The 26,775-nt window shown below is 60.8% G+C and carries 27 protein-coding genes and 4 tRNA genes; 18 read left to right on the forward strand and 13 right to left on the reverse strand.

Translation table 11 applies throughout. The features are described 5' to 3' along the window. Positions 1 to 590: 590 nt before the first annotated feature. Together PH586_RS05275 and PH586_RS05280 are read left to right on the forward strand one after the other, a co-directional pair. Positions 591 to 1,940: an NCS2 family permease gene (locus tag PH586_RS05275; protein ID WP_271346731.1), complete on the forward strand. Its 1,350-nt coding sequence runs from the start codon at positions 591 to 593 to the stop codon at positions 1,938 to 1,940. A 70-nt stretch (positions 1,941 to 2,010) separates the two neighbouring features. After that, the gene (locus tag PH586_RS05280) at positions 2,011 to 2,637 is read left to right on the forward strand and encodes a LysE family translocator (RefSeq protein WP_271346732.1); all 627 of its coding nucleotides are present in this window, start codon (positions 2,011 to 2,013) and stop codon (positions 2,635 to 2,637) included. 37 nt (positions 2,638 to 2,674) lie between these two features. Here the strand turns inward: PH586_RS05280 and prmB are convergent, their stop codons facing one another. After that, positions 2,675 to 3,595, reverse strand: coding sequence for a 50S ribosomal protein L3 N(5)-glutamine methyltransferase (prmB, locus tag PH586_RS05285; protein WP_271346733.1), 921 nt, complete (start codon positions 3,593 to 3,595; stop codon positions 2,675 to 2,677). A gap of 235 nt (positions 3,596 to 3,830) precedes the next feature. On the opposite strand from prmB, the gene nhaD reads away from it, so the two are divergent. From nhaD to folE, 5 genes are all read left to right on the forward strand, one after another. After that, complete coding sequence (nhaD, locus tag PH586_RS05290) at positions 3,831 to 5,060, forward strand: sodium:proton antiporter NhaD (RefSeq protein ID WP_271346735.1); 1,230 nt, start codon at positions 3,831 to 3,833, stop codon at positions 5,058 to 5,060. Positions 5,061 to 5,389: 329 nt separating this feature from the next. Beyond that, the gene (locus PH586_RS05295; protein ID WP_271346736.1) at positions 5,390 to 5,986 is read left to right on the forward strand and encodes a cysteine hydrolase family protein; all 597 of its coding nucleotides are present in this window, start codon (positions 5,390 to 5,392) and stop codon (positions 5,984 to 5,986) included. A 115-nt stretch (positions 5,987 to 6,101) separates the two neighbouring features. Further along, on the forward strand, positions 6,102 to 6,422 hold the full coding sequence (locus PH586_RS05300) for a hypothetical protein (protein WP_271346737.1): 321 nt from the start codon (positions 6,102 to 6,104) through the stop codon (positions 6,420 to 6,422). 153 nt (positions 6,423 to 6,575) lie between these two features. Beyond that, the gene (locus PH586_RS05305; protein WP_271346738.1) at positions 6,576 to 7,151 is read left to right on the forward strand and encodes a Smr/MutS family protein; all 576 of its coding nucleotides are present in this window, start codon (positions 6,576 to 6,578) and stop codon (positions 7,149 to 7,151) included. A gap of 81 nt (positions 7,152 to 7,232) precedes the next feature. Further along, entirely contained in the window at positions 7,233 to 7,781 is a 549-nt protein-coding gene (folE, locus tag PH586_RS05310; RefSeq protein WP_271346739.1) for a GTP cyclohydrolase I FolE, read from the forward strand. 90 nt (positions 7,782 to 7,871) lie between these two features. Here the strand turns inward: folE and PH586_RS05315 are convergent, their stop codons facing one another. After that, positions 7,872 to 8,528: a transglutaminase-like domain-containing protein gene (locus tag PH586_RS05315; protein WP_271346740.1), complete on the reverse strand. Its 657-nt coding sequence runs from the start codon at positions 8,526 to 8,528 to the stop codon at positions 7,872 to 7,874. A gap of 157 nt (positions 8,529 to 8,685) precedes the next feature. On the opposite strand from PH586_RS05315, the gene PH586_RS05320 reads away from it, so the two are divergent. Beyond that, positions 8,686 to 11,133 (forward strand): acyl-CoA dehydrogenase, encoded by a 2,448-nt coding sequence (locus tag PH586_RS05320; protein ID WP_271346741.1) that lies wholly within the window; start codon positions 8,686 to 8,688, stop codon positions 11,131 to 11,133. Positions 11,134 to 11,236: 103 nt separating this feature from the next. After that, positions 11,237 to 11,647 carry a PA2817 family protein gene (locus PH586_RS05325; RefSeq protein WP_238041582.1) on the forward strand — a complete coding sequence of 137 codons (411 nt, stop codon included), beginning with the start codon at positions 11,237 to 11,239 and terminating at the stop codon, positions 11,645 to 11,647. A 110-nt stretch (positions 11,648 to 11,757) separates the two neighbouring features. Here the strand turns inward: PH586_RS05325 and PH586_RS05330 are convergent. The 4 genes from PH586_RS05330 to PH586_RS05345 all read right to left on the reverse strand — a co-directional run bounded on the left by PH586_RS05330 (position 11,758) and on the right by PH586_RS05345 (position 12,179). Then, positions 11,758 to 11,833 (reverse strand) — tRNA-Gly (locus PH586_RS05330). A gap of 19 nt (positions 11,834 to 11,852) precedes the next feature. Then, positions 11,853 to 11,928: transfer RNA gene (locus tag PH586_RS05335), tRNA-Glu, on the reverse strand. 72 nt (positions 11,929 to 12,000) lie between these two features. Further along, positions 12,001 to 12,076 (reverse strand) — tRNA-Gly (locus PH586_RS05340). Positions 12,077 to 12,103: 27 nt separating this feature from the next. Further along, positions 12,104 to 12,179, reverse strand: a tRNA-Glu gene (locus tag PH586_RS05345). Positions 12,180 to 12,401: 222 nt separating this feature from the next. Here PH586_RS05345 and PH586_RS05350 point away from each other — a divergent pair. Beyond that, positions 12,402 to 13,172: a hypothetical protein gene (locus tag PH586_RS05350; RefSeq protein WP_271346742.1), complete on the forward strand. Its 771-nt coding sequence runs from the start codon at positions 12,402 to 12,404 to the stop codon at positions 13,170 to 13,172. Between the two features lie 39 nt (positions 13,173 to 13,211). Further along, on the forward strand, positions 13,212 to 13,874 hold the full coding sequence (locus PH586_RS05355) for a glutathione S-transferase family protein (RefSeq protein WP_271346743.1): 663 nt from the start codon (positions 13,212 to 13,214) through the stop codon (positions 13,872 to 13,874). Between the two features lie 43 nt (positions 13,875 to 13,917). On the opposite strand, the gene PH586_RS05360 is transcribed toward PH586_RS05355, so the two are convergent. Together PH586_RS05360 and PH586_RS05365 are read right to left on the reverse strand one after the other, a co-directional pair. Next, positions 13,918 to 14,400: a GAF domain-containing protein gene (locus PH586_RS05360; protein ID WP_271346745.1), complete on the reverse strand. Its 483-nt coding sequence runs from the start codon at positions 14,398 to 14,400 to the stop codon at positions 13,918 to 13,920. Further along, on the reverse strand, positions 14,397 to 15,287 hold the full coding sequence (locus PH586_RS05365; RefSeq protein WP_271346746.1) for an ATP-binding protein: 891 nt from the start codon (positions 15,285 to 15,287) through the stop codon (positions 14,397 to 14,399). The genes PH586_RS05360 and PH586_RS05365 overlap by 4 nt, the downstream gene beginning before the upstream one ends. A 105-nt stretch (positions 15,288 to 15,392) precedes the next feature. On the opposite strand from PH586_RS05365, the gene PH586_RS05370 reads away from it, so the two are divergent. Further along, positions 15,393 to 17,717 (forward strand): response regulator, encoded by a 2,325-nt coding sequence (locus tag PH586_RS05370; protein ID WP_408636772.1) that lies wholly within the window; start codon positions 15,393 to 15,395, stop codon positions 17,715 to 17,717. On the opposite strand, the gene PH586_RS05375 is transcribed toward PH586_RS05370, so the two are convergent. From PH586_RS05375 to msrB, 3 genes are all read right to left on the reverse strand, one after another. After that, positions 17,701 to 18,171 carry a MarR family winged helix-turn-helix transcriptional regulator gene (locus PH586_RS05375; protein WP_271346748.1) on the reverse strand — a complete coding sequence of 157 codons (471 nt, stop codon included), beginning with the start codon at positions 18,169 to 18,171 and terminating at the stop codon, positions 17,701 to 17,703. The genes PH586_RS05370 and PH586_RS05375 overlap by 17 nt on opposite strands. Then, a complete protein-coding gene (locus PH586_RS05380) occupies positions 18,168 to 18,653 on the reverse strand; it encodes a glutathione peroxidase (RefSeq protein ID WP_271346749.1) in 486 nt (161 codons plus the stop codon). The genes PH586_RS05375 and PH586_RS05380 overlap by 4 nt, the downstream gene beginning before the upstream one ends. Positions 18,654 to 18,810: 157 nt before the next feature. Continuing rightward, positions 18,811 to 19,209: a peptide-methionine (R)-S-oxide reductase MsrB gene (gene msrB, locus PH586_RS05385; RefSeq protein WP_238041590.1), complete on the reverse strand. Its 399-nt coding sequence runs from the start codon at positions 19,207 to 19,209 to the stop codon at positions 18,811 to 18,813. A 169-nt stretch (positions 19,210 to 19,378) separates the two neighbouring features. Here msrB and PH586_RS05390 point away from each other — a divergent pair, with 169 nt between their 5' ends. The 4 genes from PH586_RS05390 (at position 19,379) to htpX (ending at position 22,761) form a co-directional block, all read left to right on the forward strand. Then, complete coding sequence (locus tag PH586_RS05390; protein ID WP_271346751.1) at positions 19,379 to 20,590, forward strand: pyridoxal phosphate-dependent aminotransferase; 1,212 nt, start codon at positions 19,379 to 19,381, stop codon at positions 20,588 to 20,590. Between the two features lie 12 nt (positions 20,591 to 20,602). Continuing rightward, positions 20,603 to 21,346: an SDR family NAD(P)-dependent oxidoreductase gene (locus tag PH586_RS05395; RefSeq protein WP_271346752.1), complete on the forward strand. Its 744-nt coding sequence runs from the start codon at positions 20,603 to 20,605 to the stop codon at positions 21,344 to 21,346. After that, positions 21,346 to 21,798: a hypothetical protein gene (locus PH586_RS05400; RefSeq protein WP_271346754.1), complete on the forward strand. Its 453-nt coding sequence runs from the start codon at positions 21,346 to 21,348 to the stop codon at positions 21,796 to 21,798. The genes PH586_RS05395 and PH586_RS05400 overlap by 1 nt, the downstream gene beginning before the upstream one ends. Before the next feature lie 90 nt (positions 21,799 to 21,888). Beyond that, positions 21,889 to 22,761, forward strand: coding sequence for a protease HtpX (gene htpX / locus PH586_RS05405; protein WP_271346755.1), 873 nt, complete (start codon positions 21,889 to 21,891; stop codon positions 22,759 to 22,761). A 130-nt stretch (positions 22,762 to 22,891) separates the two neighbouring features. On the opposite strand, the gene PH586_RS05410 is transcribed toward htpX, so the two are convergent. After that, on the reverse strand, positions 22,892 to 23,551 hold the full coding sequence (locus PH586_RS05410) for a thiopurine S-methyltransferase (RefSeq protein WP_271346756.1): 660 nt from the start codon (positions 23,549 to 23,551) through the stop codon (positions 22,892 to 22,894). A gap of 101 nt (positions 23,552 to 23,652) precedes the next feature. Here PH586_RS05410 and PH586_RS05415 point away from each other — a divergent pair, with 101 nt between their 5' ends. After that, positions 23,653 to 24,420, forward strand: a complete 768-nt coding sequence (locus PH586_RS05415) for a DODA-type extradiol aromatic ring-opening family dioxygenase (protein WP_271346757.1) — start codon at positions 23,653 to 23,655, stop codon at positions 24,418 to 24,420. A gap of 178 nt (positions 24,421 to 24,598) precedes the next feature. Continuing rightward, on the forward strand, positions 24,599 to 24,820 hold the full coding sequence (locus tag PH586_RS05420; RefSeq protein ID WP_271346758.1) for a hypothetical protein: 222 nt from the start codon (positions 24,599 to 24,601) through the stop codon (positions 24,818 to 24,820). A gap of 92 nt (positions 24,821 to 24,912) precedes the next feature. On the opposite strand, the gene PH586_RS05425 is transcribed toward PH586_RS05420, so the two are convergent. Next, positions 24,913 to 26,616 (reverse strand): DEAD/DEAH box helicase, encoded by a 1,704-nt coding sequence (locus PH586_RS05425; protein WP_271346759.1) that lies wholly within the window; start codon positions 26,614 to 26,616, stop codon positions 24,913 to 24,915. Between the last annotated feature and the right edge of the window lie 159 nt (positions 26,617 to 26,775).

Below are 26,775 nucleotides of genomic sequence, written 5' to 3' on the forward strand. Positions count from 1 at the left end.
CTTCCGAGACTCTACTGCTGTTCACCCGGCAACTGGCAAGCAGTACATGGCGAAAAACAGGAAAATACCGGCGCATTGTACACAATTCGATCAATTCACACACCACATGTACAACCGTCGTCATGCCACGGCATCGCCTACCTGGCCTCCCCGAACGCCGCCCGTGCTTCCGGCGTGCAGGATCCCCCTAAATTGATTTCTTATAAGAATCGATTTTTCTGCAAAAAAATCAGCTTAGGGCACCATTGATCGCGCTTATTAGTCACGCGAAGAACCCTCACCGCAGGCTGCCTGAAAGTTTTTATCTATCTGTTTTAAAAGGCTTTTTAATTAATATTGAATGAAATGAGCGTCCTGACAGCAGCACCACAACCTCGTATGAGGTCATACACGGCATGCAATCAAAACATAAAACATTATTTGCTTTTTTTGTATACAACATCATAATCGCGCCAGTGTAGCTTCCTGACCTTATGGTCAACAAATGAGCCAGTGAGCACACCCAAACGCACCACCTACCTCAGAGAGCCGAAGCGTGCGCAATAACGACTCTGGGTGGTACACAACAAGAGAGATGAGGAGTACCCACTGTGGAAAGCGCTAAACAAGAACAACATGCAACTCACGTTCTAGGGTCGATAAAACCTGGCCTGCTCGATCGTTTTTTCAAATTGACCGAACACCGCACCAACATCAAAACCGAGCTGATTGCGGGCATTACCACCTTCTTCACCATGGTCTACATCATCTTCGTCAACCCCAATATCATGGCAATGGCAGGGGTAGATCAGGGCGCAGCCTTTGTCGCCACCTGCGTGGGTGCGGCGCTGGGTTGCTTCCTCATGGGTTTGTATGCCAATTGGCCGGTAGGTCTTGCACCCGGCATGGGATTGAACGCCTTCTTCACTTTCACCGTAGTCGGCGACATGGGCTATAGCTGGGAAATCGCACTGGGTGCGGTATTCCTCTCCGGCATCCTGTTCATGTTCATGAGCCTGTCGAGCATTCGCGAGTGGTTGCTCAACAGCATCCCCATGAGCCTGCGCTTTGCCATGGGCGCCGGTGTCGGTCTATTCCTCGGTCTGATCGGCCTGAAAACCGCCGGTATCGTGGTCGACAGTCCGGCTACCCTGCTGACCATGGGCAGCTTCGCCAATCCTGACGCGCTGCTGGCTGCCATCTGCTTCCTGCTCATCGCCGTGCTCAGTCACCGCAACGTGTTTGGCGCCATCCTGTTCAGCATGCTTGCGGTAACGGGCATTGGCATGGCCATGGGCCTGGTCGAGTACAACGGCCTGGTCTCTATGCCGCCCAGCCTGGCTCCGACCTTCCTGGCGATGGATATAGCCGGCGCCTTCCAGATCTCGATGATCAGCGTGATTCTGTCGTTCCTCTTCGTCAACATGTTCGACACCGCAGGCACCCTGATGGGCGTTGCCCATCGTGCCAACCTGATCGATGAAGACGGCAAGATCCAGAACCTCTCGCAAGCCCTGAAAGCCGACAGCACCTCCAGCGTAATTGGTGCCTTGGTCGGTTGCCCGCCCGTGACCAGCTACGTGGAAAGCGCCTCTGGCGTGGCCGCAGGCGGCCGTACCGGCCTGACTGCGGTAACTGTCGGCGTGCTGTTCCTGGCTGCGATGTTCTTCGCCCCACTGGCCGGCATGATTCCCGCCTATGCCACTGCAGGTGCGCTTATCTACGTCGCCATGCTGATGATGAGCGGCCTGGCGCATATCGACTGGAAAGATCAGACCGACACCATTCCGGCAATCGTTACCGTGGTGATGATGCCGCTGACCTTCTCCATCGCCAACGGCATTGCCCTGGGCTTCCTGTCTTATGCCTCGTTGAAGTTGCTGACTGGCCAGCGTGACAAGGTTTCCGTCAGCCTCTATGTGCTGTGCATCATTTTCATCGCCAAATTCGCCTTCCTGTAAGGTTGGCCCACGCAGTACCAAGCCTCAACGTTTCGACGCTGGGGCTTTTCCATAATAAGGAGCGAATGCCATGAGCCTGGAAACCTGGCTGTTGTTCAGCAGCGCCGCACTGATCGTTATTCTGATCCCCGGACCACTGTCGTTGCTGATGGTCAGCAACAGCCTGAATTATGGCCTGCGCCGCTCGCTGCCGGCGTTCCTCGGCGGGGTCTCGGCCTCGATCTGCCTGCTCAGCGCCTCGGCGCTTGGCCTTGGTGCCTTGCTATTGGCCTCGGAGCGGGTGTTCAGTGCCCTCAAGATCGTCGGTGCGCTCTACCTGTTCTACCTCGCCTGGCAAAGCTGGCAGGCCTCGCGCCAAGCTGCCCAGCCAGTGAGCACCGAGGAGCAGGCGATCAACCCGAGCTTTCAGGCCATGTTCTGGCAGGCCTTCGGCCTGGGGGCCAGCAATCCCAAGGATATTCTGTTCTTCGCCGCTTTCCTGCCGCAGTTCATTAGCGGCGCAAGACCAATGATGACCCAGCTACTGCTGATGATTGCCACCTGGGCAGTGCTCGATCTGAGCTGCAAGCTGTTCTATGGCCTCAGCGCCCGTGGTGCGGCGCGCTACCTACGCTCAGGCAAAGGCCAGACGTGGTTCAACCGGGTCAGCGCAGCCCTGTTTGGCGGTGCTGGCGCGGCCTCGTTACTGAGCCGCTAGGCTGATCCGCAGCGCGGCCGCGCGGGCTTCGCCCCGCTTAGCCGGCAAGACGCTCGCGAAACAACGCCTGGTGCTCACGGCACTGCTGGGCCGCCAGCAGGAACACGCCATGGCCACCGCGCTCGAACTCCAGCCAGGTGAAGTCCACTTCCGGGTACAGGGCGCTGACATGCACCTGGCTGTTGCCGACCTCGACAATCAGCAAACCCTTGTCAGTCAGATGATCGGCTGCTTCGGCCAGCATGCGCCGCACCAGATTCAGGCCATCCTCGCCGCACGCCAGACCCAGGGCCGGCTCGTGCTGGTATTCGGCCGGCATGTCGGCGAAATCCTCGGCATCGACGTAGGGCGGGTTGGACACGATCAGGTCGAAGCGCTGCCCCGGCAAACCGTCAAAACCATCGCCCTGCACGGTGTAGACCCGCTCATCCAGCTGATGGCGTTCGATGTTCTGGTTGGCCACCTCCAGCGCCTGATACGAGAGGTCAGCCAAAACCACCTCGGCCTCGGGGAATTCGTAGGCGCAGGCAATACCGATGCAGCCGGAGCCGCTGCACAGGTCGAGAATCCGCGCAGGCTCCTGGGGCAGCCAAGGCTGGAAATGCTGCTCGATCTGCTCGGCAATCGGTGAGCGGGGAATCAGCACGCGCTCATCGACGATGAATGGCAGGCCACAGAACCAGGCCTCGCCCAACAGGTAGGCGGTCGGCACACGCTCCTCGATGCGGCGCTTGAGCAAGGCTTGCAGATGCGCCTGCTCGTCATCCTCCAGGCGGCAATCGAGGTAGCTGTCGGCGATCTCCCAAGGCAGATGCACCGCCCCCAGCACCAACTGGCGCGCCTCGTCCCAAGCATTGTCGCTGCCATGCCCGAAGAACAACTCTTCTCGATTGAAACAGCTGACAGCCCAGCGGATGTAATCACGCAGGGTACGTAAACGGGTAGGCACTGCAGTCACAAGAGTCTCTCCTGGCAAAAGTCGACGCAGTTTAGCCGAAGCGTCCGAGCATGACGTATGGCCGCAAATAAATACCGCGCGGCCCATGCGACCCCGTGTCGCAGCGCCAGGCGTTCCGATATAATTTGTAACGAATTTTTAACCCCTCCCTCCTTCCTTCCGAGATCCACCACAAATGGTCATAGAACCCTTTTCGCTCACGGGCTTGCTCGTGCTGGCGATATTCCTATTTGGCATGACGCTTATCGTTTTTGAAGCTCAATTGGAGATGGATAAATTCAAGCCTGCCATGTTCATGATGTCTGGCTTGATCGTGATCGGTGCTCACTACGCCATCAATGATCCCAACGGCTTCCAGTACTTCCTCCACGCGCAAAGCGAGACCAAGGAAGAATTGTTCGGCCTGATCGCTTTCATGGCGTTCATGTGGATGGTGGTGGAGTTGCTCAACGAGCGGAACGTATTCACCGCGCTCAACGGCTATCTGATGCGCAAAGGCCTGGGCGCCAAAGGCATGTTCTGGGCCACCGGCGCACTGTCGGCAATGCTCTCGCCGTTTCTCAACAACATCACCACCGCGATGATCTTTGGCAAGACGGTGAAAAGCATTTCCACCAACCAGCGCTACACCCATGTGGCGCTGTGCAATATCGTCGTGGCGTCCAATAGCGGCGTGTGGTTTCTCGGCACCTCGACCAGCCTGATGGTGGTGTTGGCGGGCAAGATCAGCATCGCCGGGCTGTTGCTGTTGATTCCCTCGGCACTGATCGGCTGGCTACTGTTCGCCGCCACCCTGCATTTCTTCTATTTGCGTAAATTGGATGGCCAGGACCTGATCCACCTGGCCGATCCCTCGGAAACCGGCCTCAAGCCTGGCGGCGCGGGGCTGGCTATCGTTGGTTTCTTCGCCGTGGTCGGCGCAGTGCTGTGCAACATCCTGCTCAAGGTCAGCATCGAATTCGCCATCGGTATCGGCCTGGGTCTGGTCGCACTCTACGCCTGGCTGCTGATGCGCCGCGGCATCGAACTGCCCTGGCAGGATCAACTGCAGAAGGTCGAATGGAACGCCCTGCTGTTCTTTATCGGCATCATCACCTCGGTTGCCTGCCTCAACCACGTCGGCTGGCTGACCTATATCTCGCAACTGTTCGAGGTCATGAGTCCCAGTGGGGTCAACGTGATTCTCGGCATCGCCTCGGGCGTCATGGATAACGTACCGGTCGAAGCCGCCGCCCTCATGTCCAACCCGCAGCTGGGCCTCGATCAGTGGGCACTGAACGCCTTGATGGTCGGGATTGGCGGCTCCTTGACCGTGGTCGGCTCGGCTGCCGGGGTCATGGCCATGTCGCTGGACAAGACCTACAGCTTTGGCGTGCACCTGAAGTTCCTGCCGGCCATCCTGGTCAACTTCTTCTCTTCACTGGGCGTCTGGTACCTGCAGTTCCAGGTCTTCGGCCTCTATTGAACTGAACGAACTGCGCCCGGCGACCCCCGGGCGCTCACTCAGTTTTCTTGCGCCGCGGTGCGCGCAAGGATGGCTCATTCGGCTCACACCTGAGTTCGCGAAACACCGCGATGGAAACCGCCAAGGCGAACAACAACCAAAAATGCGCGGAAAACAGTGACAGCAAGTCCATAGGCAACTCCTTTTGCGTACGACTCCAGACCCCCTGGATAGGTTCGATTCTGTTCGTCTCCGCGTTAGCACGCAAGGCCGCACACCGAAGAGGTTCACAGCAGCCTCGCACAGGCGGACAATGGACGCTGTCGTCCGCGCCAGCGAGGAGTTAGGTCATGTCTCATCCGCAAACACTGTTTCAGCTCACAGGGCGCAGCCATGCCCCCGCCACCCTGGGCAATGCGACCCTACTGATCATCGATGCCCAAGAGGAATACCGCAGCGGCGTGCTGCAACTGCCAGGGCTCGATCCGGCACTCGCGGAGATCGCCAAGCTGCTGACCGCCGCACGTAACACCGGCGCCTCTATCGTCCATGTAAAGCACCTGGGGATTCCCGACGGCCTGCTCGACCCCCGCGGCCCTCGCGGCCATCACCTGCCCGAGGTGGCACCGCTGCCCGGCGAAATCGTGGTGGAGAAGCGCATGCCCAACGCCTTCTCCGGGACCGAGTTACATGACCAGCTGCAGGCGCTTGGCTACCTCGACCTGATCGTCTGCGGCTTCATGACCCATTCGAGCATCAGCACCACGGTGCGCGCGGCCAAGGACTATGGCTACCGCTGTACGGTGGTCGATACCGCCTGCGCCACCCGCGACCTGCCGACCCTGGACGGCAAGGTCATCAGCGCCGCCGACATGCACCGTGCGGAGATCATCGCCCTGGCTGACAACTTCGCGGCAGTGGTAGCACAAGCCAGTGCCCTGATCTGAGTCGCGCGACGAGAAAACCCAGATCCGCTCACAGCCTGCGGTCATGCCTGACATGCCGCAGGAACCCGCACAGTACCTGCCGGTCATACCGCCGATACCCACTGAGGAAATCGGAATGAAGTTATCCGATGGTTTCGATGCTCGCCGTCTGCGTCCACGCGGGCCGAGCAACTGGCGCATGCGCTTCGCCGCCATACTGGCAGCACTACTCGCCGCCTTTGGCGTGCTGCTGACGATGGCCGGCGCAGCCAGCCTGCTCGGCCGGGCGCCGACACTCGGCGCACTCAACGAGTCGACCGGCGCAGCCGCGGTATTGCTGGTATTCGGTTTATTGCTGCTGTGGACCGGCATCGCATTGTGGCGCCTGTGCCGACGCCGCCTGCGCCGCCCCAGCGATTTGAGCATGGCCCCGCACCTGATGAAGAAACGCGACTGAAGTCCGCCCCATCGATCGACGGCAGCACTTAAGCCTCAGAGGCCATGAAATTATCGAGCGCCGCTACGGGCGTTTGGAGGCGGCCGCGGTCGACAAGAGTTTTTTCACAAGCTCTCAGCCTTGGTTACACTAGCGGCCTTCGCGGAGGCCCAGATGCAAGACGACAGCAGAGACGATAACGACAGCGCCCTGTTCAAAGCCGAGTTGCGCGGCGTAAAGCCGATCAAGCACGATCGTGCTGACACCGGCAAAGCCAAGCCCGACCGCAAACAGTTGGCTAGCCTGCGCCAGGCGGCCACGGTGCGCGTGGATACGCTAAAAGTCGATGGCCTGTCCGACCAGTTCGTCATCGACGTAGGGCCCGAAGACCCGCTGTACTGGGCCGCCAATGGCGTGCAGGAAGGCCAGATGCGCAAGCTTAAACTTGGCCAGATCAGCTTTGAAGGCAGCCTTGACCTGCACGGCATGACCGTGGAAAAAGCCCGCGACACCCTGTGGGAGTTCCTCGCCGAAGCCAGCAAGCTGGAAGTGCGCTGCGTGCGCATCACCCATGGCAAGGCTGTGCGCATGGATGGGCGCAAACCGATGATCAAAAGTCACGTCAACACCTGGCTGCGCCAGCACCCACAGGTACTCGGCTTCACCTCCTGCGTGGCCAAGCATGGCGGCACCGGGGCGGTTTATGTGATGCTCAAGCGCACCATGCTGGATGGCCGCGACGAGTGGTAGCAGACGCCTGGTCCTTGTCAGCCTGAAACTCACCCCTACCCTGCGCCCTAGCGTATTACCCCGAATGCCACAGGAAGATCCATGTCCCTGGAACAAAACTACACCGCAATCCTCGGTCAACTCGGCGAAGACGCGTCCCGCGAAGGCTTGCTCGACACCCCCAAGCGTGCCGCCAAGGCCATGCAGTACCTCTGCCGCGGCTACCAGCAAAGCCTGGAAGAAGTCACCAACGGCGCGCTGTTCAGCTCAGACAACAGCGAAATGGTACTGGTCAAGCACATCGAGCTGTACTCGCTGTGCGAGCACCACCTGCTGCCGTTCATCGGCAAGGCTCACGTCGCCTACATCCCCAACGGCAAGGTGCTCGGCCTGTCCAAGGTCGCGCGGATCGTCGACATGTATGCCCGCCGCCTGCAGATCCAGGAAAACCTCAGCCGGCAGATCGCCGAAGCCATCCAGGAGGTCACCGGCGCCCTCGGCGTCGCCGTGGTGATCGAGGCCCAGCACATGTGCATGATGATGCGCGGGGTGGAAAAGCAGAACTCCTCGATGGTCACCTCGGTCATGCTCGGTGAATTCCGCGACAACCCCGCTACCCGCAGCGAATTCCTCAGCCTGATCAATAATTGATCAACACTACACCATGAGACATCCTGGCTAACGCCAAGCATCAGCCAGCTGCTGACGACCCGTCTTGTGTAGATGGGTCGGGGGCAGGGCCTAGCGCGCGGCTTCGGCCTGAAAATTCCCCATAAGCAGCGGCGCCTCTTCGGCGAACAAATGTGGATAGACCGCCGCCAAATGGCTGAAGAACAGCTCTTGCGGCACGTCGGCGAAACGCCCGTGGTCGAGCAGATATTCCATGTAACGCTGCCCCTGCTGGTTGAACGGATGGAACACACTGTCGCCAAGCCCATCGAACTCCAGTGGCGCCACCTTGAAGACCCGGCACAACTCCAGATTGAACGCCGGGGTAGCCTTGACCCAGCGTCCCTGCAGATACAACTCGGTATAACCGTGCATGGCGAACACTTCGCTACGCAGCAGCTCCAGCAGCCGCGGGGTAGCCAAGTGGTTACGCACATCGGCAAGACCAATACGCGCGGGAATCGCGCAATGCCGCGCACAGGCTGCCAACAGCGTGGCCTTTGGCACGCAGTAGCTCTCGCCGCTGAGCAGCGCATGACTGCCTTTCAGCGTTTGCGGGTCTCGACTGAAGACATAGGGGTTGTAACGAATGCCATCGCGAACGGCGTAATACAGTCTGACGGCCTGTTCTACCGGATCACCACTGCCGCCACGCGACGCTTCAGCGAACTCAATCAACGCCGGGTGGTCACTATCGATGAAGCGGCCGGGTTGCAGATATTCATGCATCGTTATTCCTCCTGACGGGAATCCCAGTCTAACGACGCCGATCGTGCGTATGTCACGACTATCCGGCCAAGCTTGCCGTCCTTGTCGCCATCTTTGTCTGGATGGCGGCTAGACTCACCACTGGTTCTTTCCCACTCGTCATCACGGAGGATTTTGCATGCTCGCCGTCTGGTTGCTCGTACTGGTCGTTGCCACGACCTACCTGGCCCACCGCCGCACCGCACCGCTGCCCGCTCTCGGCATGGTTGCCGGGTACCTGGTTCTCTTGGGCCTATTCAGTCATGCCCCAACCTGGCTGTTGACTGCCTTCTGGCTCTTGCTCCTGGTCGTGGCACTGCCGCTGGTGCTGCCGGAACAACGGCGAAAACTGTTCAGCGCGCCCATGTTCGCCTGGTTTCAGCGGGTACTGCCGCCCATGTCGGCCACCGAACGCGATGCCATCGAAGCCGGTAGCGTCTGGTGGGATGGCGAGCTCTTCAGCGGCCGCCCGGACTGGGACAAACTGCTGGCCTACCCCAAGGCGCAATTGAGCGAGGAGGAGCAAGCCTTTATCGATGGCCCCACCGAAGAACTCTGCGCGATGGTCAGCGACTGGCAGATCGGCCAGCAAATGGACCTGCCGGCCAAGGCCTGGGAACACATCAAGCAGCATGGCTTTTTCGCCCTGATCATCCCCAAGGAATACGGCGGCAAAGGCTTTTCCGCCTACGCCCACTCCCAGGTAGCGATGAAACTGGCCACCCGCAGTGGCGACCTGGCATCCACCGTCATGGTACCCAACTCACTCGGGCCGGCGGAATTACTGCTGCACTACGGCACCGATGAGCAGCGCCAGCACTACCTGCCGCGCCTGGCGCGCGGCGATGACATCCCCTGCTTCGCCCTTACCGGCCCACTGGCCGGCTCGGACGCTGGGGCCATGCCCGACACTGGGATTATCTGCAAAGGTCAGTGGCAGGGCGAGGAAGTGCTCGGCCTGCGCCTGACTTGGGAAAAGCGCTACATCACCCTGGGCCCGGTTGCGACCCTGCTCGGCCTCGCATTCAAAGCCTACGACCCCGATCACTTGCTGGGCGAACAGGAAGACCTCGGCATCAGCCTGGCCCTGGTCCCCACTGACACGCCCGGCGTGGAAATCGGCCGCCGCCATCTGCCCCTCGGCGCCGCCTTCATGAACGGACCGAACTCGGGCAAAGACGTGTTCATCCCGCTGGACTACCTGATCGGTGGCCAGGACATGCTCGGCAAAGGCTGGATGATGCTGATGAACTGCCTCTCGGTCGGCCGTTCCATCTCCCTGCCGGCGGTAGGTACCGGAGCGGCCAAGTTCACCAGCCTGGTGACCGGCCAGTACAGCCAGATACGCGAGCAATTCAATGTACCGCTGGCGGCCTTCGAAGGCATTCAGGAGGCCCTGGCACGCATCGGCGGCAATGCCTGGCTGATGGACAGCGCGCGCATACTCACCGCCAACGCAGTGGACCTGGGCGAAAAACCCTCGGTGCTCTCGGCGATCCTCAAATACCACCTGACCGAACGTGGCCGCGAATGCATCAGCCACGCCATGGACGTGCATGGCGGCAAGGGCATCATCATGGGCCCTAACAACTACCTGGCGCGCTCTTGGCAAGGCGCACCGATTTTCATCACCGTGGAAGGCGCCAACATCCTCTCGCGCAACCTGATGATCTTCGGCCAGGGCGCGATCCGCTGCCACCCCTACGTACTCAAGGAAATGGCCCTGGCCGACCGCGAAGACCAGCAGCAGGCGCTGTTGGAGTTCGACGAACTGCTGCTGCAACACATCGGCTTTGCCGTGAGCAACGCAGCCAGCAGCCTGCTCCTCAGCCTTGGCCTGGGCCGCTTCAGCGATGCGCCGGGTGATAACCTCAGTCGCCCCTACTTTCGCGCTCTGAATCGCCTGGCTGCAGCCTTCGCCCTGATTGCCGACTTGAGCATGATGCTATTGGGCGGCGAACTGAAACGCCGCGAACGGCTTTCCGCACGCCTGGGCGACGTGCTCAGCCATCTGTACCTGGCTTCGGCAGGGCTCAAGCGCTACCACGACCTGGATTACCCCGCGCATTCACGTCCGCTGCTGTGCTGGGCCATGGAAGAAAGCCTGGGCCACGCCGAGCAGGCGCTGGATGAACTGCTCGGCAACTTCCCGAACAAACTGCTCGGTTGCGCCTTGCGTGTACTGGTCTTCCCCTTCGGCCGCCGCCACAAAGGCCCAAGCGATGCACAGGATGCCCAGGTCGCCGAGATCATCGGACGCAACAGCGGCGATCCGGCCCTGGAAGAGTTGCTCGCCGGCTGCTATCGGCCACAGGCGGAGAACGACCCGGTGGCCGCCCTGCAGCAGGCGATGGACCTGTTGCAAAGCGTGCAACCCCTGCAGAAAAAACTGCACCAGGCACTCAAGGACGGTCAACTGCAGGAGGCGCCGGGGCAGAGCCTGATCGATACCGCAGCCAGTGCCGGCATCCTCACCGCCGAAGAAGCACAGAGCCTGCACCAGGCCGAAGCCGCGCGACGCCTGGTGATCGACGTCGACGACTTCGCCAAGGAAGAACTGAAACTCGGCCGCGGCAAGGTGCGCTAGAGCCACTAATCCACGGCCAAGCGCAGCAGTTGTTCATGGCCTGGGACAGTGGGCGCGCAGAGCTTTATACTTGCGCGCCCGTTTCACCTACAGGATTTTTGTCATGGCCAACACCCACCTCGATCATCACCTCGCCCTGCTCGCCCATCTGCGCACCATTCTGGTTGCCTTGGGCGAAGCCGAGCAGATTCTCGATGACAGCCATGCCATGTATCTGGAGCGCTATGACGAACTGCTGGCCGATCTGCCGAACGACCCGGAAGCCAGCCTCTACCTCGGCCAGGATCTGATCAGCCAGATCTTCCAGCGCTACCCGCAAATCGCTCACCTGGTCCCGCGCGACCTGCTCTGGTTCTTCGGTGGCGACTGCCTGCATTTCATGCCCGACGAAGAAATCGAGATGTACCAGACCCTGGAAGAACACCGCTTCGAGGCCCTGGAAAACGATGCTCCCTTCGACTGGAATCAGGAAAAACAATTGCTGGCCATGCCCACGCAGGGCAGCAAGCACTAAAAGCGCTAGCTAAACGACAAAGCCCGCACGGCAATACCGGCGGGCTTTTTTTGCGTCAGATATATTACGGATACAAAAACGCCGCTCAGTGAGCGGCGTTTTTGTTTATTTGGAGCGGGAAACGAGACTCGAACTCGCGACCCCGACCTTGGCAAGGTCGTGCTCTACCAACTGAGCTATTCCCGCGGTGTATCTACAACAAAAATGGCGTCCCCTAGGGGACTCGAACCCCTGTTACCGCCGTGAAAGGGCGGTGTCCTAGGCCACTAGACGAAGGGGACCTGGAACTTATTGCATCACCCGGTTATTCACCGACTGACCCAAGCGGCACCCAACAGGTGCGACTTAAAATCTGGAGCGGGAAACGAGACTCGAACTCGCGACCCCGACCTTGGCAAGGTCGTGCTCTACCAACTGAGCTATTCCCGCTTATACAACAGACAGCTACAACAATAATGGCGTCCCCTAGGGGACTCGAACCCCTGTTACCGCCGTGAAAGGGCGGTGTCCTAGGCCACTAGACGAAGGGGACGCAACCCGGAAGCTGTAAAATACTGTCCGGCTCCCTGCTCACTGCAATTAAGCATTGCGCTGGAAGTGGCGCGCATTCTATGGATCCTGCGCAGAGTCGTCAACCTCTCTATAATTTTTTTTTAAAATCAACGACTTCAGGTCAGATCATAAAGCGGCTCTATGAGCACAGCGACTAAGGCACTACACTCCGACGATAACCAGCACTCGCGAGGCGATACCGATGTCCCCACTGGTAATTACCCTGCTGATTGTCGGCGGCATCGCCCTATTGATCGCCATTGCCTACGTCAATCACATGGTCGAGAACACCAAGCTGGAAAAGGCCCGCCTCCGGACCGAGCTCAATGACCGCATCCGCCGCTGTGCCAACATATCCGAGTCCTTGCCCGGGCAGCTGATGACGCCCCAGCTGAAGCTGATGCTCAGCCGCCTGCAAATGCACTTCACCCAGCGCCTGGTGCAATTGCAGCCAGGCAATGCCGACAGCAAAGCGCAACTGGAAGCACTGCGCCAGCTGATTGCCCAGGGCGATGCGATTCCGGTACAGAATCCGCCACTGCAGATCATCAGCGAAGTCAAAGCCAAAGAAGTACGCTTTCAACTGGAAAACCTGCACGGACAAATCACCCGCTGCGCCCAGGATGGCATCCTGCCTGCCAATGAAGCCAAGCACTGGGTCAATGAAATTCGCCACATGCTGGTGCAACTGCATATCGAGCTGTTTGGCAACCTCGGCCATCAGGCCCTGCAACAGAACCAGCCTGGCCAGGCGCGTCTGGCGTTTGAGCGCGGCGCTCAGTACCTGCGCAAGCAAGCCGACAACGTGCGTTATCAGAAGCCCCTGAAAAAATTCGAAGAGCAACTCGCCCGCGCCAATGCCATGGTGGTGGACATGGGCAAGCCGGCAGTCGACGATACCAGCGAGCTGACCGAGGGACTGAAAAGCCTGGAAGGCAATGAAGACTGGAAGAAGAATAATATCTACGACTGACAGCCACACGCCTTCACCCACCGCAGACAAGGACGTTCGATGAACCTGACAGTATATGGCGCCCCACTTTCGCCCTTCGTACGCAAAGTACGCCTGTGCCTGGCGGAGAAAGACCTCGAGTACAAACTGGAAATCGTTCTGCCCTTCGGCCAGCCCGCCTGGTATCGCCAACTCAGTCCGCTGGGCCGCATACCGGCCTTGAAGCATGGGGATTTCAGCCTGGCCGACTCCAGCGTGATCTGCCAGTACCTGGAAGACAACTACCCCGAGCGCCCCCAATTGCAGGGCCGGGGCGCAGGGCAGCGCGCCCGCGTACGCTGGCTGGAAAAATACAGCGACTACGAGTTGGCGCCACTGTGCACCTTCAGCGTATTCCGCAATCGCGCGCTGAAGCCGTCCATGGGCCAGCCCTGCGATGAGGCAGCGGTGCAGAGCGCGCTGACGGAAAAGCTGCCGGCGCACTTCGACTACCTGGAGCAGAGCCTGGGCAACGCCGAGTACTTCGTCGGTGACGGCCTGACCCTGGCCGACCTGGCATTTTCCTGCCAGATAATCAATATGGAACATGGTGATGAGCAACTCGATGCCCAGCGCTGGCCTAACCTGGCTGCCCTCTATCAGCGCGTGAAAGCGCGCCCCTCGGTGCAAGCTGTATTGCCCGACGAGCAAAAGATGCTGGCCAAGATGGCTGCCAAGGCCTGATCCACAGCGGGACTGCAGCGAAGCGCCGCCAGCCCCGGCGGTATCAAGTGTCGCTAAGCTGCAAGAAAATCTCGACCAACCGCTCGATCCCCACTTGGTCCGCGGCTGTAAAGCGGGCCAACTGCGGACTATCCAGATCCAGCACGCCGATCAGCCGCCCCGCCTTCAGCAGCGGCACCACCAGCTCGCTGCGCGAGGCACTGTCGCAAGCGATATGCCCGGCAAAGCCGTGCACATCCACCACCCGCTGTGTTTGCCTGGTAGCCGCAGCCACCCCGCACACACCACGCCCCAAGGGTATGCGCACACAGGCCACACGCCCCTGAAATGGCCCCAGCACCAGTTCATCGCCGCGCAACAGGTAGAAGCCGGCCCAGTTGAGCGCGCTCAACTCCTGGAACAACAAGGCGCAGAACTGCGCGGCGTTGGCTATGAAATCCCGCTCATCTGCCAACAGTGCCTGCAGTTGTGCGGCCAGCAGTGAATAGTCATCGGACTCGGCGCCAGCTGGCGCAAGATCGATCATGCTTGGCTCTCCAGGAGTTGCAGCCCGACCCAGTGCCGGGCGAACTGATAGGCACAGCGGCCATTGCGATTGCCGCGACCGAGGGCCCAGCGAATCGCCGCCTTTTCCAGCGCCTCGCTCCACTGCCAGTGCAAGCCCGCCTGCACCGCCTGCACCTCGATCCAATGGCGCACCACATCGAGGAAGTGATCCTGGGTGAATGGATAGAAAGACAACCACAGACCGAAACGATCAGACAAGGCGATCTTGTCCTCGATCGCCTCGCTGGGATGCAGTTCGCCGCCGACCATCTGCGAGGCCTCGTTGTCGCTGTGGCTCTCCGGCATCAGATGGCGGCGATTGGAGGTCGCGTAGAGCAGTACATTGTCTGGCGAGCGCTCCAGCGAGCCGTCCAGCACACTTTTCAGCACCCGGTAATCACCCTCGCCGGCCTCGAAGGACAGGTCGTCGCAAAACAGCACGAAGCGCTGGGGCAGCCGGATCAGCTGCTCGACCACGCGTGGCAAATCCGCCAGATGGTCGCGCTCGATCTCGATCAGACGCAGTCCGGCCGCGGCATGTTCGGCCAACAATGCGCGTACCAGCGATGACTTGCCCGTGCCACGCGCGCCCCAGAGCAAAGCGTGGTTGGCCGGCAGCCCCCGAATGAATTGCCGGGTGTTGCGTGCCAGCTGCTCACGCTGAGTGTCCACTCCGATCAGGTCACTCAGGTTCAGGTCGAGGTTGATGCTCAATGGCTGCAAGTAGCCGCTGCGCCCCTCACGATGCCAGCGCGCGGCCAGGCTATGCTGCCAGTCGATAGCGCCACGCTGGGCCGGCAACAGCGGCTCGAGTCGGGCAAGCACGCTCTCGGCGCGCTGGAGAAAAGCATTCAAACGGGAATCCACGACGTACTCCTTGAGGTTACAGCCGGCCTGCCAACTGCTCCCGCCGAAAGGCAGAAAGGATGGGTTATGCTTGGCAAGCGCACGGACTCGAGATTATTGCCACCCATGGATATACCGCTCAACCAACGCCTGTCATTCAAACAGGCCAGTCTGACCGTACTGGTGGCGTTTATCCTCGGGACTGCGCTCAGTTTGATTCAAGTGGGCATCGATTATGCCAGCGAAGATGCCTCCATCAACCGCGAGATTAACGCTCTGATGGAGATCAGCCACAATCCCGCGGCACGCATCGCCTACAACATCGACGCCGAACTGGCCCAGGAACTGGTGCTGGGCCTGCTGCGCTCGCCAGCGGTAATTCGTGCCGAGATCATAGACAACAGCAATATGACTCTGGCCAGCGTCAGCCGCCCGCCCAGCACCAGTAGCTACCGGCTGTTCAGTGATTACCTCTTCGACGCACGGCGTCAGTTCGAAACCCAACTGTTCGTCAGTCACGCGCCCCAGGAAGCCCTAGGCGTGCTGCGCCTGGAAGTCGACACCTATGCGTTCGGCAGTCACTTCCTGCGCCGCGCCATGCTTACCATGCTGACCGGCTTCGCCCGCAGCCTGCTGCTCTCGCTGATCCTGCTGGTGCTGTTCTATTTCATGCTGACCAAGCCACTGATCGAGGTGATTCGCGCGCTCAGCGGTCGCGACCTGCACGCCCCGAACCGCAACAGACTGCCCTGCCCGCACGGGCATGAGCGCGATGAAATCGGCATTCTGGTCGACGTTACCAACCAACAACTTTCCAGCATCGCCAAGGAGATCGAGCAACGTCGCGACGCGGAGAACCGCCTGACCCAGTACCTGGGTGAACTGGAGAACATCGTTTCTGCACGCACCACCGAATTGAAGGCGACTAACGCGCGCCTGCTCGAATCCAATCAGGAGCTGGAACAGGCAAAACGCACCGCACTGGACATGGCCCAGGCCCGCTCGGCGTTTCTCGCCAACATGAGCCACGAGATCCGCACCCCGCTCAACGGCCTGCTCGGCATGCTCGCCCTGGCCCTCGACGGCCCGCTGAGCAACGAACAACGCCAGCAGCTGTCGATTGCCCACGACTCCGGCAAGATACTGGTCGAACTGCTGAATAACATCCTCGACTTGTCGAAATTCGAAGCTGGTCAGCTCGAGCTGGAAAGCATGCCTTTCGACCTCGGCACGATGGTCGAAGACACCGCCAGCCTACTGTCGCAAAACGCCTTGCCGGGTGTCGAATTGACCTGCTTGATCGACCCTCAACTGCCCGCGCAAGTGCTCGGCGACCCGACACGGGTGCGCCAGATCATTAGCAACCTGCTGTCAAACGCCCTGAAATTCACCCGTTTTGGCCGCGTCGACATCCACGTCGACAGCAGCCCGACCGGCATACGGATCCTGGTGCGCGACACCGGCATCGGTATTGCCGCTGAGGCACGCGCGCGCATCTATCAACCCTTTGCCCAGGCAGGGGTCGGCATTACCCGCCAGTTCGGCGGCACCGGTCTGGGCCTGGCACTCACCCGCCGCCTGTGCGAGGCCATGCAGGGCCGGCTCGAGCTGGAATCCAGGGAAGGCTTCGGCAGCCAGTTCTGCGCCGAGCTGCCATTGCCCAGCCACACCCCTGCGCCTTCCTTGCCGGTACTGACCGGAAGGGTCATTGCCCTCAGCTCGGCCAATTCAGGCCTCAGCGAACTGCTTGGCAAGCTGTTGCCCGCATGGGGACTGGAGTATCAACGCCTGGACACCGATACAAACCTGCTCGGTGTCACAGCCGACCTGTTGATCAGTGACTGTCCCGAGTGCCTGCCGGGCACGCGCCCGACGTGCAAGATGCCGATCCTGCTGGTCACCGCCTACGGCAGCTTCCTCCCGAGTGAACAGGCGCATGCCTTGGCCCCGTTCGAACAGATCGCCCGGCCGCTGTCGCGCCAAACCCTGCGCGAGGCATTACGCCGCAGCCTCGGCCAGCAGGTGGAAAGCGCTCCGACACCAAGCCCTATCGAGCAACGAACCGGACGGCGGGCACGGGTGCTGCTGGTGGAGGACAATCCGGTCAACCAGTTGGTGGCAAAAGGCATGCTGGATAAACTCGGCTGCGAGGTCGTACTGGCCAACCATGGCGCCGAAGCCCTGAGCCAACTGGCTCAGCACGACATCGACCTGGTGCTGATGGACTGCAACATGCCGATCATGGACGGCTATGAGGCCAGCCGCAGAATTCGCCAGGGCGGCCACCATCCCGAGTTGCCAATCATCGCCCTGACCGCCAACGCCCTGCCCGATGAGCGCGAGCGCTGTAGCGCCGCCGGCATGAGCGATTACCTGGCCAAACCCTTTCGCCGCGAAGAACTGGCGGCCCTGCTCGAGCGCTGGTTGTCGGCGTCTAGCGCAGCGCCATGAAGCGGTCGAGTAACTGACCAACGCGGCCACGCAACTCGGCCAGCTCGGCCACCTCGACACCCTGCTCGCACAGTAGCTGCTGGCGCAATGGCAGTACCTGCTCACGCAAGGCACGGCCCGCTTCAGTCAATGCCAGGTGCACCTCGCGCTCATCCACAGCCGAGCGCTGGCGCAAGAGCAAACCAAGTTGCTGCAAGCGCTTGAGCAGTGGGGTCAAGGTGCCCGAATCGAGCAGCAAGCGCTCGCCCAAGGCCTTGACCGTCGGCTGTGCCGGCGGCTCAAGCTGCCACTCCCAGAGCACCAACATCGCCAGGTACTGCGGGTAGGTCAGGTTCAATTGATCGAGCATCGGCTTGTAGGCACGAATCACCGCGCGCGAAGCCGCGTACAGCTTGAAGCACAGCTGGCTGTCCAGCTGCAAAGGGTCCTCTCGCTCGAATGACACTGGCTTCATTTGAGCAGGGCTTCGATCTCGCCAGCCAGGTCTTCCGGCTTGGTGGTCGGCGCGAAACGCTTGACCTGCTTACCGTCGGCACTGATCAGGAACTTGGTGAAGTTCCACTTCACACCCTGGCTACCGAGCAGGCCGGGGGCATTTTTCTTCAGCTTGACGAACAAGGGGTGGGCATCGCTGCCGTTGACATCGACTTTCTTGAACAAGGGAAAACTGACACCGAAGTTCAGCTCGCAGAATTCGGAAATAGCCCCCTCGTTGCCCGGCTCCTGCTTGCCGAACTGGTTGCAGGGAAAACCGAGCACCACCAGACCTTTGTCCTTGTACTGCTGCCAGAGGTTTTCCAGGCCCTTGTACTGCGGAGTAAAACCACACTTGCTGGCGGTATTGACCACCAGCACGGCCTTGCCACCGAAGTCGGCCAGGGTTTTCTGCTCACCCTTGATGGTGGTCACAGGGATATCAAACAGTTCATTGCTCATGGTTCTGGCTCTCGATTGACAGGGGAACGAGAGACAAGATAGCGAGCAATTGAATTGCACACAATTTATCTCGCCAAATATATACCCCGTTGATATGCGACCACAGGGTGGCTGGGCGATGCCTCGTTTCAGCCCACCACCACTGCCACCCCCGTGGTTACTGCGGCCGGGGGACCAGCTTCAGCGATGCCGAATTGATGCAGTAACGCAAACCGGTCGGTGCCGGCCCATCGGGAAAGACGTGGCCCAGGTGGGCATCGCATTTGCCACACTTCACTTCGATGCGGTGCATGCCGTGGCTGAAATCATCCAGGCTGGTAATCGCATCCTTGCCCAGCGGTTGAAAGTAGCTGGGCCAGCCACTCCCGGAGTCGAACTTGGCGTCCGAGTCGAACAATGCAGTGCCGCAGCAGGCGCAGTGATAAATGCCCGGCGTCTTGCTGTCATGGTATTCACCGGAAAAGGCTCGCTCAGTGCCACCCAACCGGCAGACATGGAACTGCGTCTCCGACAGTTCTTCGCGCCAGGCTTCCAGGGGTTTTTCGAGCTTGTCCACAGGCAGGTCTCCTCAACAGAAAAAAGCCCGACCAGTACCTTTGCCAAGGTCAGGCTGCAACGTATCATTCGACCCCAGTCTGTCACCCGCGTTACAACCTGCCAAGGCTCGCCTGATCGAGACTTTTACACGGTAATTCAACGGCGTTTCACCACTCGGGAACACTTACATGCAGTTCAGCAAATCGAACAAGCTCGCCAATGTCTGCTATGACATTCGCGGCCCCGTGCTCAAGCACGCCAAACGCCTGGAAGAGGAAGGCCATCGCATCCTCAAGCTGAACATCGGCAACCCGGCGTCGTTCGGTTTCGAAGCCCCGGAAGAAATCCTCCAGGACGTCATCCGCAACTTACCGACCGCCCAGGGCTACAGCGACTCCAAGGGCTTGTTCAGTGCGCGCAAGGCGGTGATGCAGTACTACCAGCAGAAGCAGGTGGACGGCGTCGGCATCGAGGACATCTACCTGGGCAACGGCGTATCCGAGCTGATCGTCATGGCCATGCAGGCGCTGCTCAACAACGGCGATGAAGTACTGATCCCGGCCCCCGACTATCCACTGTGGACTGCCGCCGTAGCCCTGTCCGGCGGCAAGCCGGTGCATTACCTGTGCGACGAACAAGCCGGCTGGTTCCCCGACATTGCCGACATGCGCGCCAAGATCACGCCCAACACCAAGGCACTGGTGCTGATCAACCCGAACAACCCCACCGGCGCGGTGTATTCCAAAGAAGTCCTGATGGACATCGTCGAACTGGCGCGCCAGCACAATCTGGTGCTGTTCTCCGACGAGATCTACGACAAGATCCTCTACGATGAAGCCCAGCACATCTGCACCGCCTCGCTGGCGCCGGACGTGCTCTGCCTGACCTTCAACGGCCTGTCCAAGTCCTATCGGGTAGCGGGATTCCGCTCCGGCTGGGTGGCGATTTCCGGACCCAAGCACCGCGCACACAGCTATATCGAAGGCATCGACATTCTGGCCAACATGCGCCTGTGCGCCAACGTGCCCAGCCAGCATGCGATCCAGACGGCACTGGGCGGCTACCAGAGCATCAACGACCTGGTGTTGCCGCAAGGGCGCTTGCTGGAGCAACGCAATCGCACCTGGGAGCTGCTCAACGACATTCCCGGGGTCAGCTGCGTCAAACCCATGGGCGCGCTCTACGCCTTCCCGAAAATCGACCCCAAGGTCTGCCCGATTCACAACGACGAGAAATTCGTCCTCGACCTGCTGCTCTCCGAGAAACTGTTGATCGTCCAGGGCACGGCCTTCAACTGGCCTTGGCCGGATCACTTCCGCGTGGTCACCCTGCCGCGGGTCGATGACCTGGAACAGGCCATAGGCCGCATCGGCAGCTTCCTCAAGGGCTACCAGCAGTAACCGGAGACGAGCATGACCCAGGGCAAACGTTATCTGCTGACAGGCGCCAGCTCCGGCATCGGCGCCGCACTCGCCCGCGAGCTGGCGAGCAAAGGCTATGACCTGGCCCTGGCGGCGCGCCGCGAAGACAGCCTGCACCTGCTGGCGGCCGAACTGCAGGCGCGCTTCGGCCGCAAGGCCATCGTCCTGCCGCTGGACGTTACCGACTACGCGACCTGCCAGGATGCCATAGGCCTGGCGGCAAACGCCCTGGGCGGACTGGACGGGCTCATCGCCAACGCCGGCATCGCCCTGACCAGCAAAGTCGGTGGCGGCCACTTCGAGCGCGCCAGGCTGACCCTGGAAACCAACCTGATCGGCGCCATCGCCTGCCTGGATGCCGCGGCCGCGTTATTTCGCCAGCAAGGCCATGGTCACCTGGTCGCGATCGCCTCGGTCGCCGGCAAGCGCGGCCTGCCCTATGCCGCGGCCTATTCGGCGAGCAAGGCGGGCCTGATCAGTTACATGCAAGCCACCCGCGCCGAACTGCAGGGCAAGGGTATCGATACCACCCTGCTGCTGCCCGGCTTTATCGATACGCCGCTCAACAGCGATATGCCCAAACGACCCTTTGTCATCGATGTGCAACGCGGCGCCACGCTGATCGCCCGGCACATCGATAAACGCCATAGCAGCGCCTATGTACCGGGCTGGCCCTGGGCAGTTCTCGGTCGCCTGCTGCCGCTACTACCCACCTCGATGATTGCCAAATTCTGATGGATCTACAAATCGACGATTTCTACAAGGATGCGGCAGCCGCCATGCTGCACCTCTATCAGGTATTCCCGCGCAAAATGGCGCTCTACGTAGAAGACCTGATCGGCCGCGAGGAGCCGGATGAGTTCGGTCTGCCGAGCAAGCGCCATGAGAGCTGCCTGGGCACGCTGCTGTGGCTGGCCGAGGAAGGCTACCTGCGCTTCGACTCGACTATCGCCTACGACGCCCTCGATCAGGCGGTACTTAGCGAAAAAGGCTTTCTGCGCCTGAGTCGCAGCGTGCCCCATGCCCTGCGCGATGGCGAGGCTCTGCCTCCAAGTGTGCGCCGAGTGCATGCCACCCTGGCCTTTCAACTGCGCGAAGCGCTGAGCCAAAAACATGGCGAACGCCTCGCTCGACTGACCCGTTTGCTCTTCGAAAGCAGCCTGACGGCCACAGGCGACACAGTTTGAAATAGTCCCCCGGTTGAAGAGACGGGGAGCGCGCCCTTATATAGCCGACATATCAAGCAGGTCTTTCCCCGTGAGGAGTCGTTTCACACCATGATGCGCATTTTGCTGTTCCTGGCTACCAACCTGGCGGTGTTGATAATCGCCAGCATCACTCTCAAGCTACTGGGGGTAGACCGTTTTACTGGCCAGAACTACAGCAGCTTGCTGATTTTCTGCGCGGTATTCGGTTTTGCCGGCTCACTGATTTCGCTGCTGCTGTCCAAGTGGATGGCGAAGATGAGCACCGGCACCGAGATCATCACCCAGCCACGCACCCGCCACGAACAATGGCTGCTGCAGACCGTCGAGGAACTGTCGCGCGAGGCGGGGATCAAGATGCCGGAAGTGGGAATCTTCCCGGCCTACGAATCCAACGCCTTCGCCACCGGCTGGAACAAGAACGATGCCCTGGTGGCCGTCAGCCAGGGCTTGCTGGAGCGCTTCTCGCCGGATGAGGTGAAGGCGGTACTGGCCCACGAGATCGGCCACGTGGCCAACGGCGACATGGTCACCCTGGCGCTGATTCAGGGCGTGGTAAACACCTTCGTGATGTTCTTCGCGCGGATCTTCGGCAACTTCGTCGACAAGGCCATCCTGAAAAACGAAGGCAGCCACGGCATCGGTTATTTCGTCGCCACCATCTTCGCCGAACTGGTACTCGGCATCCTGGCCAGCATCATCGTCATGTGGTTCTCGCGCAAACGCGAATTCAAGGCCGACGAAGCCGGCGCGCGCCTAGCCGGCACCGGCGCCATGATCGCCGCCCTGCAGCGCCTGCGCGCCGAACAGGACGTGCCGGTGAACATGCCCGACAGCCTCACCGCCTTCGGCATCAACGGCGGCCTGAAGCACGGCCTGGCCGGCCTGCTGATGACCCACCCGCCACTGGAAGACCGCATCGAAGCCCTGCGTCAGCTGCGCTAACCAGCCAGCATGAAAAAGGGCGACCCTCGGGTCGCCTTATTTTTTGTTGCGCCACAGCCACCAACGCCGGCAGGCCCGGACGACGATCCGTGCGCAGCGCAGCGTCAGCCCGCCAGACCGGTGCGCGGCCTTATTCGCGCTTGACCAATAGGTACACCACCTCGTCCAGCGCCTGCAGGTTGTGCCTGATGAACTTCCAGTTGCCCTGCAGCACATCCAGCCGCTCCAGCGTCTCGATCTCCCAGCCCGCCCCGAACAATTCCCCGACTTCGGCATCCGTCACCGCGAAGGGCGGGCCGTCCATCTGGCTCTGCTGGTAATCCAGGGTAATCAGCAGGCCCCGGCATGCCGCCGGCAAAATTGCCTGCAGGTGCGCCACATACCTGGCACGCATCTCGAGCGGCAAGGCGATCAATGCCGCGCGATCGTAGAGCGCCTGGCAATCGCCGAGCTGTTCTGCCGTCAGGGCAAAGAAATCGCCGCACCAGAGCTCCACGGCTCCGGCGCAATAGATCTTGAACGCGCCCTCCTGGCGGATCTCTGCGTTCAAACCATGTTCCGCGAAGAAATCCTCGACCGCCTTCTGCGCCAGCTCGACGCCCAGCACCCGATAGCCCTGCCCCGCCAGCCAGACCAGATCCAGACTCTTGCCGCACAGCGGCACCAGTACCCGCGCCCCCGGCTGCAGCGCCAGCGCCGAGCAGTGGCGCTGCAGATAGGGATTGACCTGATCAAGATGGAAACCTATCTGATCGCGCGCCCAGCGTGTCTGCCAAAATGCTTCGTCCACTCTACCCCCTAAAAATACGATCAAATAGTTCTAGAATTTATACTGGAATTCGATAATAACAGCCACGAAGATAGCCATATCCTCCTGCAGGAACCGACCCCATGCTGCCTTCGCTATATATCTCCCACGGCTCGCCCATGCTCGCCCTGGAGCCCGGTGCCAGCGGTCAGGCCCTGGCCCGCCTGGCCGCGACGCTGCCCAGACCACGAGCCATCCTGGTGGTGTCCGCACACTGGGAAAGCAGCATGCTACGCGTCACCAGCGCCACCCAACCTGAAACCTGGCATGACTTTGGCGGTTTCCCCCCGCAGCTGTATCAGCTGCAATACCCGACACCCGGCAACCCGCCGTTAGCCGCCCAAATCGTCCAGCTACTGGGCACTGCCGGCCTCCGCGCCCAGCTCGACCCTGAGCGCCCATTCGATCATGGCGCCTGGGTGCCTCTGTCTCTGATGTACCCGGCCGCCGATATCCCGCTCGTGCAACTCTCGCTGCCCCGCCACCAAGGCCCTGAATTACAGACCCGTATCGGTCGCGCCTTGGCCGGCCTGCGCGCTCAAGGCGTATTGCTGATCGGCTCCGGCAGCATCACCCACAACCTCGGCGAACTCGACTGGCACGCCGGCCCCGAGCAGATCGAGCCCTGGGCTCAGGAGTTCCGCGACTGGATGGTGGCCCGACTCGCCGCCGACGACGAGGCAGCCTTGCACGACTATCGCCAACGGGCCCCCGCGGCCGTGCGCAACCACCCTAGCGACGAACACCTGTTACCGCTGTTCTTCGCCCGCGGCGCTGGCGGCCGGTTCAAGGTCGAGCACAGCGGTTTCACCCTCGGCGCCCTGGGCATGGATATCTACAGCTTTGCCTGATTCACCCCGAGGGTGCTGCCGGTCTATACAGAGGGACCAGCAGAAACAGCGCTTAGCCCCCGACACCAAGGTGATAGATCACGAAACAATACCAATCTGTGCTTCAATCACCCGCATGACCCTGCCCTTGGAACCGTCGGCCACGAGGCTCAGGTGTCACGCAGAAGGTGTGGACAATATGAATTCCATCAGGCTTGCAGCAATAGCGCTTGTGGTAGTAGGTGCCCTGGCACTGATTTATGGCGGCTTCAGTTATACCAAGGACACCACCGCGGTCAAACTCGGCCCACTCGAACTCTCCGTAAAGGAGAAGGAAACGGTCAACGTCCCCATGTGGGCGGGGATTGCCGCCATAGTGGCCGGCGGCCTGATGCTCGCAGCTGGCAGCAAGAGGTCGTAACGCCGCTGCAGGCCTTGCCTGCCAAGTGGACGGATACAAAAAAGCCCCGCATCTCAACAATGCGGGGCTTCTTGTTTAGCGCTTAACGCGAATCAATCTTCGCGATAACGACGCAGCTTCAGCGGCTTGCCACCGACGCGGGTGTCTTTCAGCTTGCTGAGCAAACCCTCGAGACCATCTTCCGGCAGCTCGACCAGGCTGAAGCTCTCGCGCACCTGGATGCGGCCGATGGCTTCGCGAATCAGGCCGCCCTCATTGAGGATGGCGCCCAGCAGGTTCTTGGCGGCAATACCGTCACGCGCGCCCAGCGCAGTCCGGCAGCGGGCACGACCTTCGGCCAAGGGTACTGGCGCACGACGCTCACGGCTGTCACCGCGATCCGAACGTTCGCTACGCTCGCTGCGCTCACGCGGCGAACTGGTCGGAACCAGCGGTTGCTCGCGCTCGACTTCCGCCAGGGTCAGGGCCTGACCGTTGGTGGCTTTGCGCAGCAGCGCGGCAGCCAGGGCACGCGGGGTGCAACCGATTTGCGCGGTCAAGCGGTCGAGCAGCTCGCCATGGCTGGCTTCGGCATCGGCCACCAGGGGTGCCAGGCTCGAGGTCAGCTTCTTGATCCGCGCGTCCAGTACTTGCTGGCCATCGGGCAGGCGTACTTCCGTGACTTTCTGCCCGGTGACACGCTCGATTACCTGCAGCATGCGGCGCTCACGCGGCGTTACCAGCAACAGCGCGCGACCGGTACGGCCGGCACGGCCGGTACGGCCAATACGGTGAACATAGGATTCCGGGTCGTACGGCATGTCGACGTTCATCACGTGGGTGATGCGCGGCACGTCCAGACCACGAGCAGCGACGTCGGTGGCGACGACGATGTCCAGGCGACCATCCTTAAGGGACTCGATCACCCGCTCACGCTGGTTCTGGGCGATGTCGCCGTTCAGGGCAGCGGCCTTGTAACCACGCGCTTCGAGCACGGCGGCCAGATCCAGAGTGGCTTGCTTGGTACGCACGAAGGCGATCAGCGCATCGAACTCCTCGACTTCCAGCAGACGCAGTACGGCAGCGTGCTTCTGGTCGGCATGGACCAGCAAGTGAGCCTGCTCGATGGCGGTCACGGTCTGGGTCTTGGTTTCGATCCTGACGTGCTTCGGATCACGCAGGTGCTTTTCGGCAATGGCGCGGATCGAATGTGGCAAGGTGGCCGAGAACAGGACGGTTTGACGGGTTTCCGGCATGGCCTTGAAGATCACTTCAAGGTCGTCCATGAAGCCCAGCTTGAGCATTTCGTCCGCTTCATCGAGCACCAGGTGCTGAATGGTCGACAATACCTTCTCGTCACGACGCAGGTGGTCGACCAGGCGACCCGGAGTGGCGACGACAACCTGCGCGCCATTACGAATGGCTTTCAGTTGCGGGCCCATGGGCGCGCCGCCGTAAACGGCGATGACGTTCAGCCCCGGCATTTGCTTGGCGTAGGTTTCGAAGGCAGTCGCGACCTGCAGGGCCAGCTCGCGGGTTGGCGCGAGAATCAACGCCTGCGGCTGGCGCTTGGTCGGATCAATGCGGCTGAGGATTGGCAGGGCGAAGGCAGCGGTTTTACCGGTGCCGGTCTGCGCCTGACCGATCATGTCGTGGCCTTCGAGAATCACCGGAATCGACTGCAACTGAATCGCCGAAGGCTCTTCATAGCCAGTCGCGATCACTGCGGCCAGGATATTGGGATGAAGATTGAGTGCGGCGAAGCCGCCGAGTACTTGGGTCATGGGTCTGCCTCTAGTGCATCCGCAAAGACCCATGCTCCAAAGCTGCGCATGCCGTGTAAGACTCTAAAGTCGCCCTGGCAGCCGTGTCGGCGGGGATTTGCGAAAACGTGGTTGTAAATGAATCGTCAAGGATAGTCCGCTACGCAGACTGACTGCCGAAGGTGACCTCCGGGCGAGTTGTGTAACCTGAAC

This window comes from Pseudomonas aestuarii (assembly GCF_027988105.1).
GTDB classification, from domain to species: Bacteria; Pseudomonadota; Gammaproteobacteria; order Pseudomonadales; family Pseudomonadaceae; genus Aquipseudomonas; species Aquipseudomonas aestuarii.

What these genes read in the sequence shown, in the direction of transcription:
- PH586_RS05280 (WP_271346732.1), top strand. Translation starts at nt 2,011, where the DNA reads ATGAGCCTGGAAACCTGGCTGTTGTTCAGCAGCGCCGCACTGATCGTT.
- nhaD (WP_271346735.1), top strand. Translation starts at nt 3,831, where the DNA reads ATGACGCTTATCGTTTTTGAAGCTCAATTGGAGATGGATAAATTCAAG.
- PH586_RS05295 (WP_271346736.1), top strand. Translation starts at nt 5,390, where the DNA reads ATGTCTCATCCGCAAACACTGTTTCAGCTCACAGGGCGCAGCCATGCC.
- PH586_RS05300 (WP_271346737.1), top strand. Translation starts at nt 6,102, where the DNA reads ATGAAGTTATCCGATGGTTTCGATGCTCGCCGTCTGCGTCCACGCGGG.
- PH586_RS05305 (WP_271346738.1), top strand. Translation starts at nt 6,576, where the DNA reads ATGCAAGACGACAGCAGAGACGATAACGACAGCGCCCTGTTCAAAGCC.
- folE (WP_271346739.1), top strand. Translation starts at nt 7,233, where the DNA reads ATGTCCCTGGAACAAAACTACACCGCAATCCTCGGTCAACTCGGCGAA.
- PH586_RS05315 (WP_271346740.1), bottom strand. Translation starts at nt 8,528, where the DNA reads ATGCATGAATATCTGCAACCCGGCCGCTTCATCGATAGTGACCACCCG.
- PH586_RS05320 (WP_271346741.1), top strand. Translation starts at nt 8,686, where the DNA reads ATGCTCGCCGTCTGGTTGCTCGTACTGGTCGTTGCCACGACCTACCTG.
- PH586_RS05325 (WP_238041582.1), top strand. Translation starts at nt 11,237, where the DNA reads ATGGCCAACACCCACCTCGATCATCACCTCGCCCTGCTCGCCCATCTG.
- PH586_RS05350 (WP_271346742.1), top strand. Translation starts at nt 12,402, where the DNA reads ATGTCCCCACTGGTAATTACCCTGCTGATTGTCGGCGGCATCGCCCTA.
- PH586_RS05355 (WP_271346743.1), top strand. Translation starts at nt 13,212, where the DNA reads ATGAACCTGACAGTATATGGCGCCCCACTTTCGCCCTTCGTACGCAAA.
- PH586_RS05360 (WP_271346745.1), bottom strand. Translation starts at nt 14,400, where the DNA reads ATGATCGATCTTGCGCCAGCTGGCGCCGAGTCCGATGACTATTCACTG.
- PH586_RS05370 (WP_408636772.1), top strand. Translation starts at nt 15,393, where the DNA reads ATGGATATACCGCTCAACCAACGCCTGTCATTCAAACAGGCCAGTCTG.
- PH586_RS05375 (WP_271346748.1), bottom strand. Translation starts at nt 18,171, where the DNA reads ATGAAGCCAGTGTCATTCGAGCGAGAGGACCCTTTGCAGCTGGACAGC.
- PH586_RS05380 (WP_271346749.1), bottom strand. Translation starts at nt 18,653, where the DNA reads ATGAGCAATGAACTGTTTGATATCCCTGTGACCACCATCAAGGGTGAG.
- PH586_RS05390 (WP_271346751.1), top strand. Translation starts at nt 19,379, where the DNA reads ATGCAGTTCAGCAAATCGAACAAGCTCGCCAATGTCTGCTATGACATT.
- PH586_RS05395 (WP_271346752.1), top strand. Translation starts at nt 20,603, where the DNA reads ATGACCCAGGGCAAACGTTATCTGCTGACAGGCGCCAGCTCCGGCATC.
- PH586_RS05400 (WP_271346754.1), top strand. Translation starts at nt 21,346, where the DNA reads ATGGATCTACAAATCGACGATTTCTACAAGGATGCGGCAGCCGCCATG.
- htpX (WP_271346755.1), top strand. Translation starts at nt 21,889, where the DNA reads ATGATGCGCATTTTGCTGTTCCTGGCTACCAACCTGGCGGTGTTGATA.
- PH586_RS05415 (WP_271346757.1), top strand. Translation starts at nt 23,653, where the DNA reads ATGCTGCCTTCGCTATATATCTCCCACGGCTCGCCCATGCTCGCCCTG.
- PH586_RS05420 (WP_271346758.1), top strand. Translation starts at nt 24,599, where the DNA reads ATGAATTCCATCAGGCTTGCAGCAATAGCGCTTGTGGTAGTAGGTGCC.
- PH586_RS05425 (WP_271346759.1), bottom strand. Translation starts at nt 26,616, where the DNA reads ATGGGTCTTTGCGGATGCACTAGAGGCAGACCCATGACCCAAGTACTC.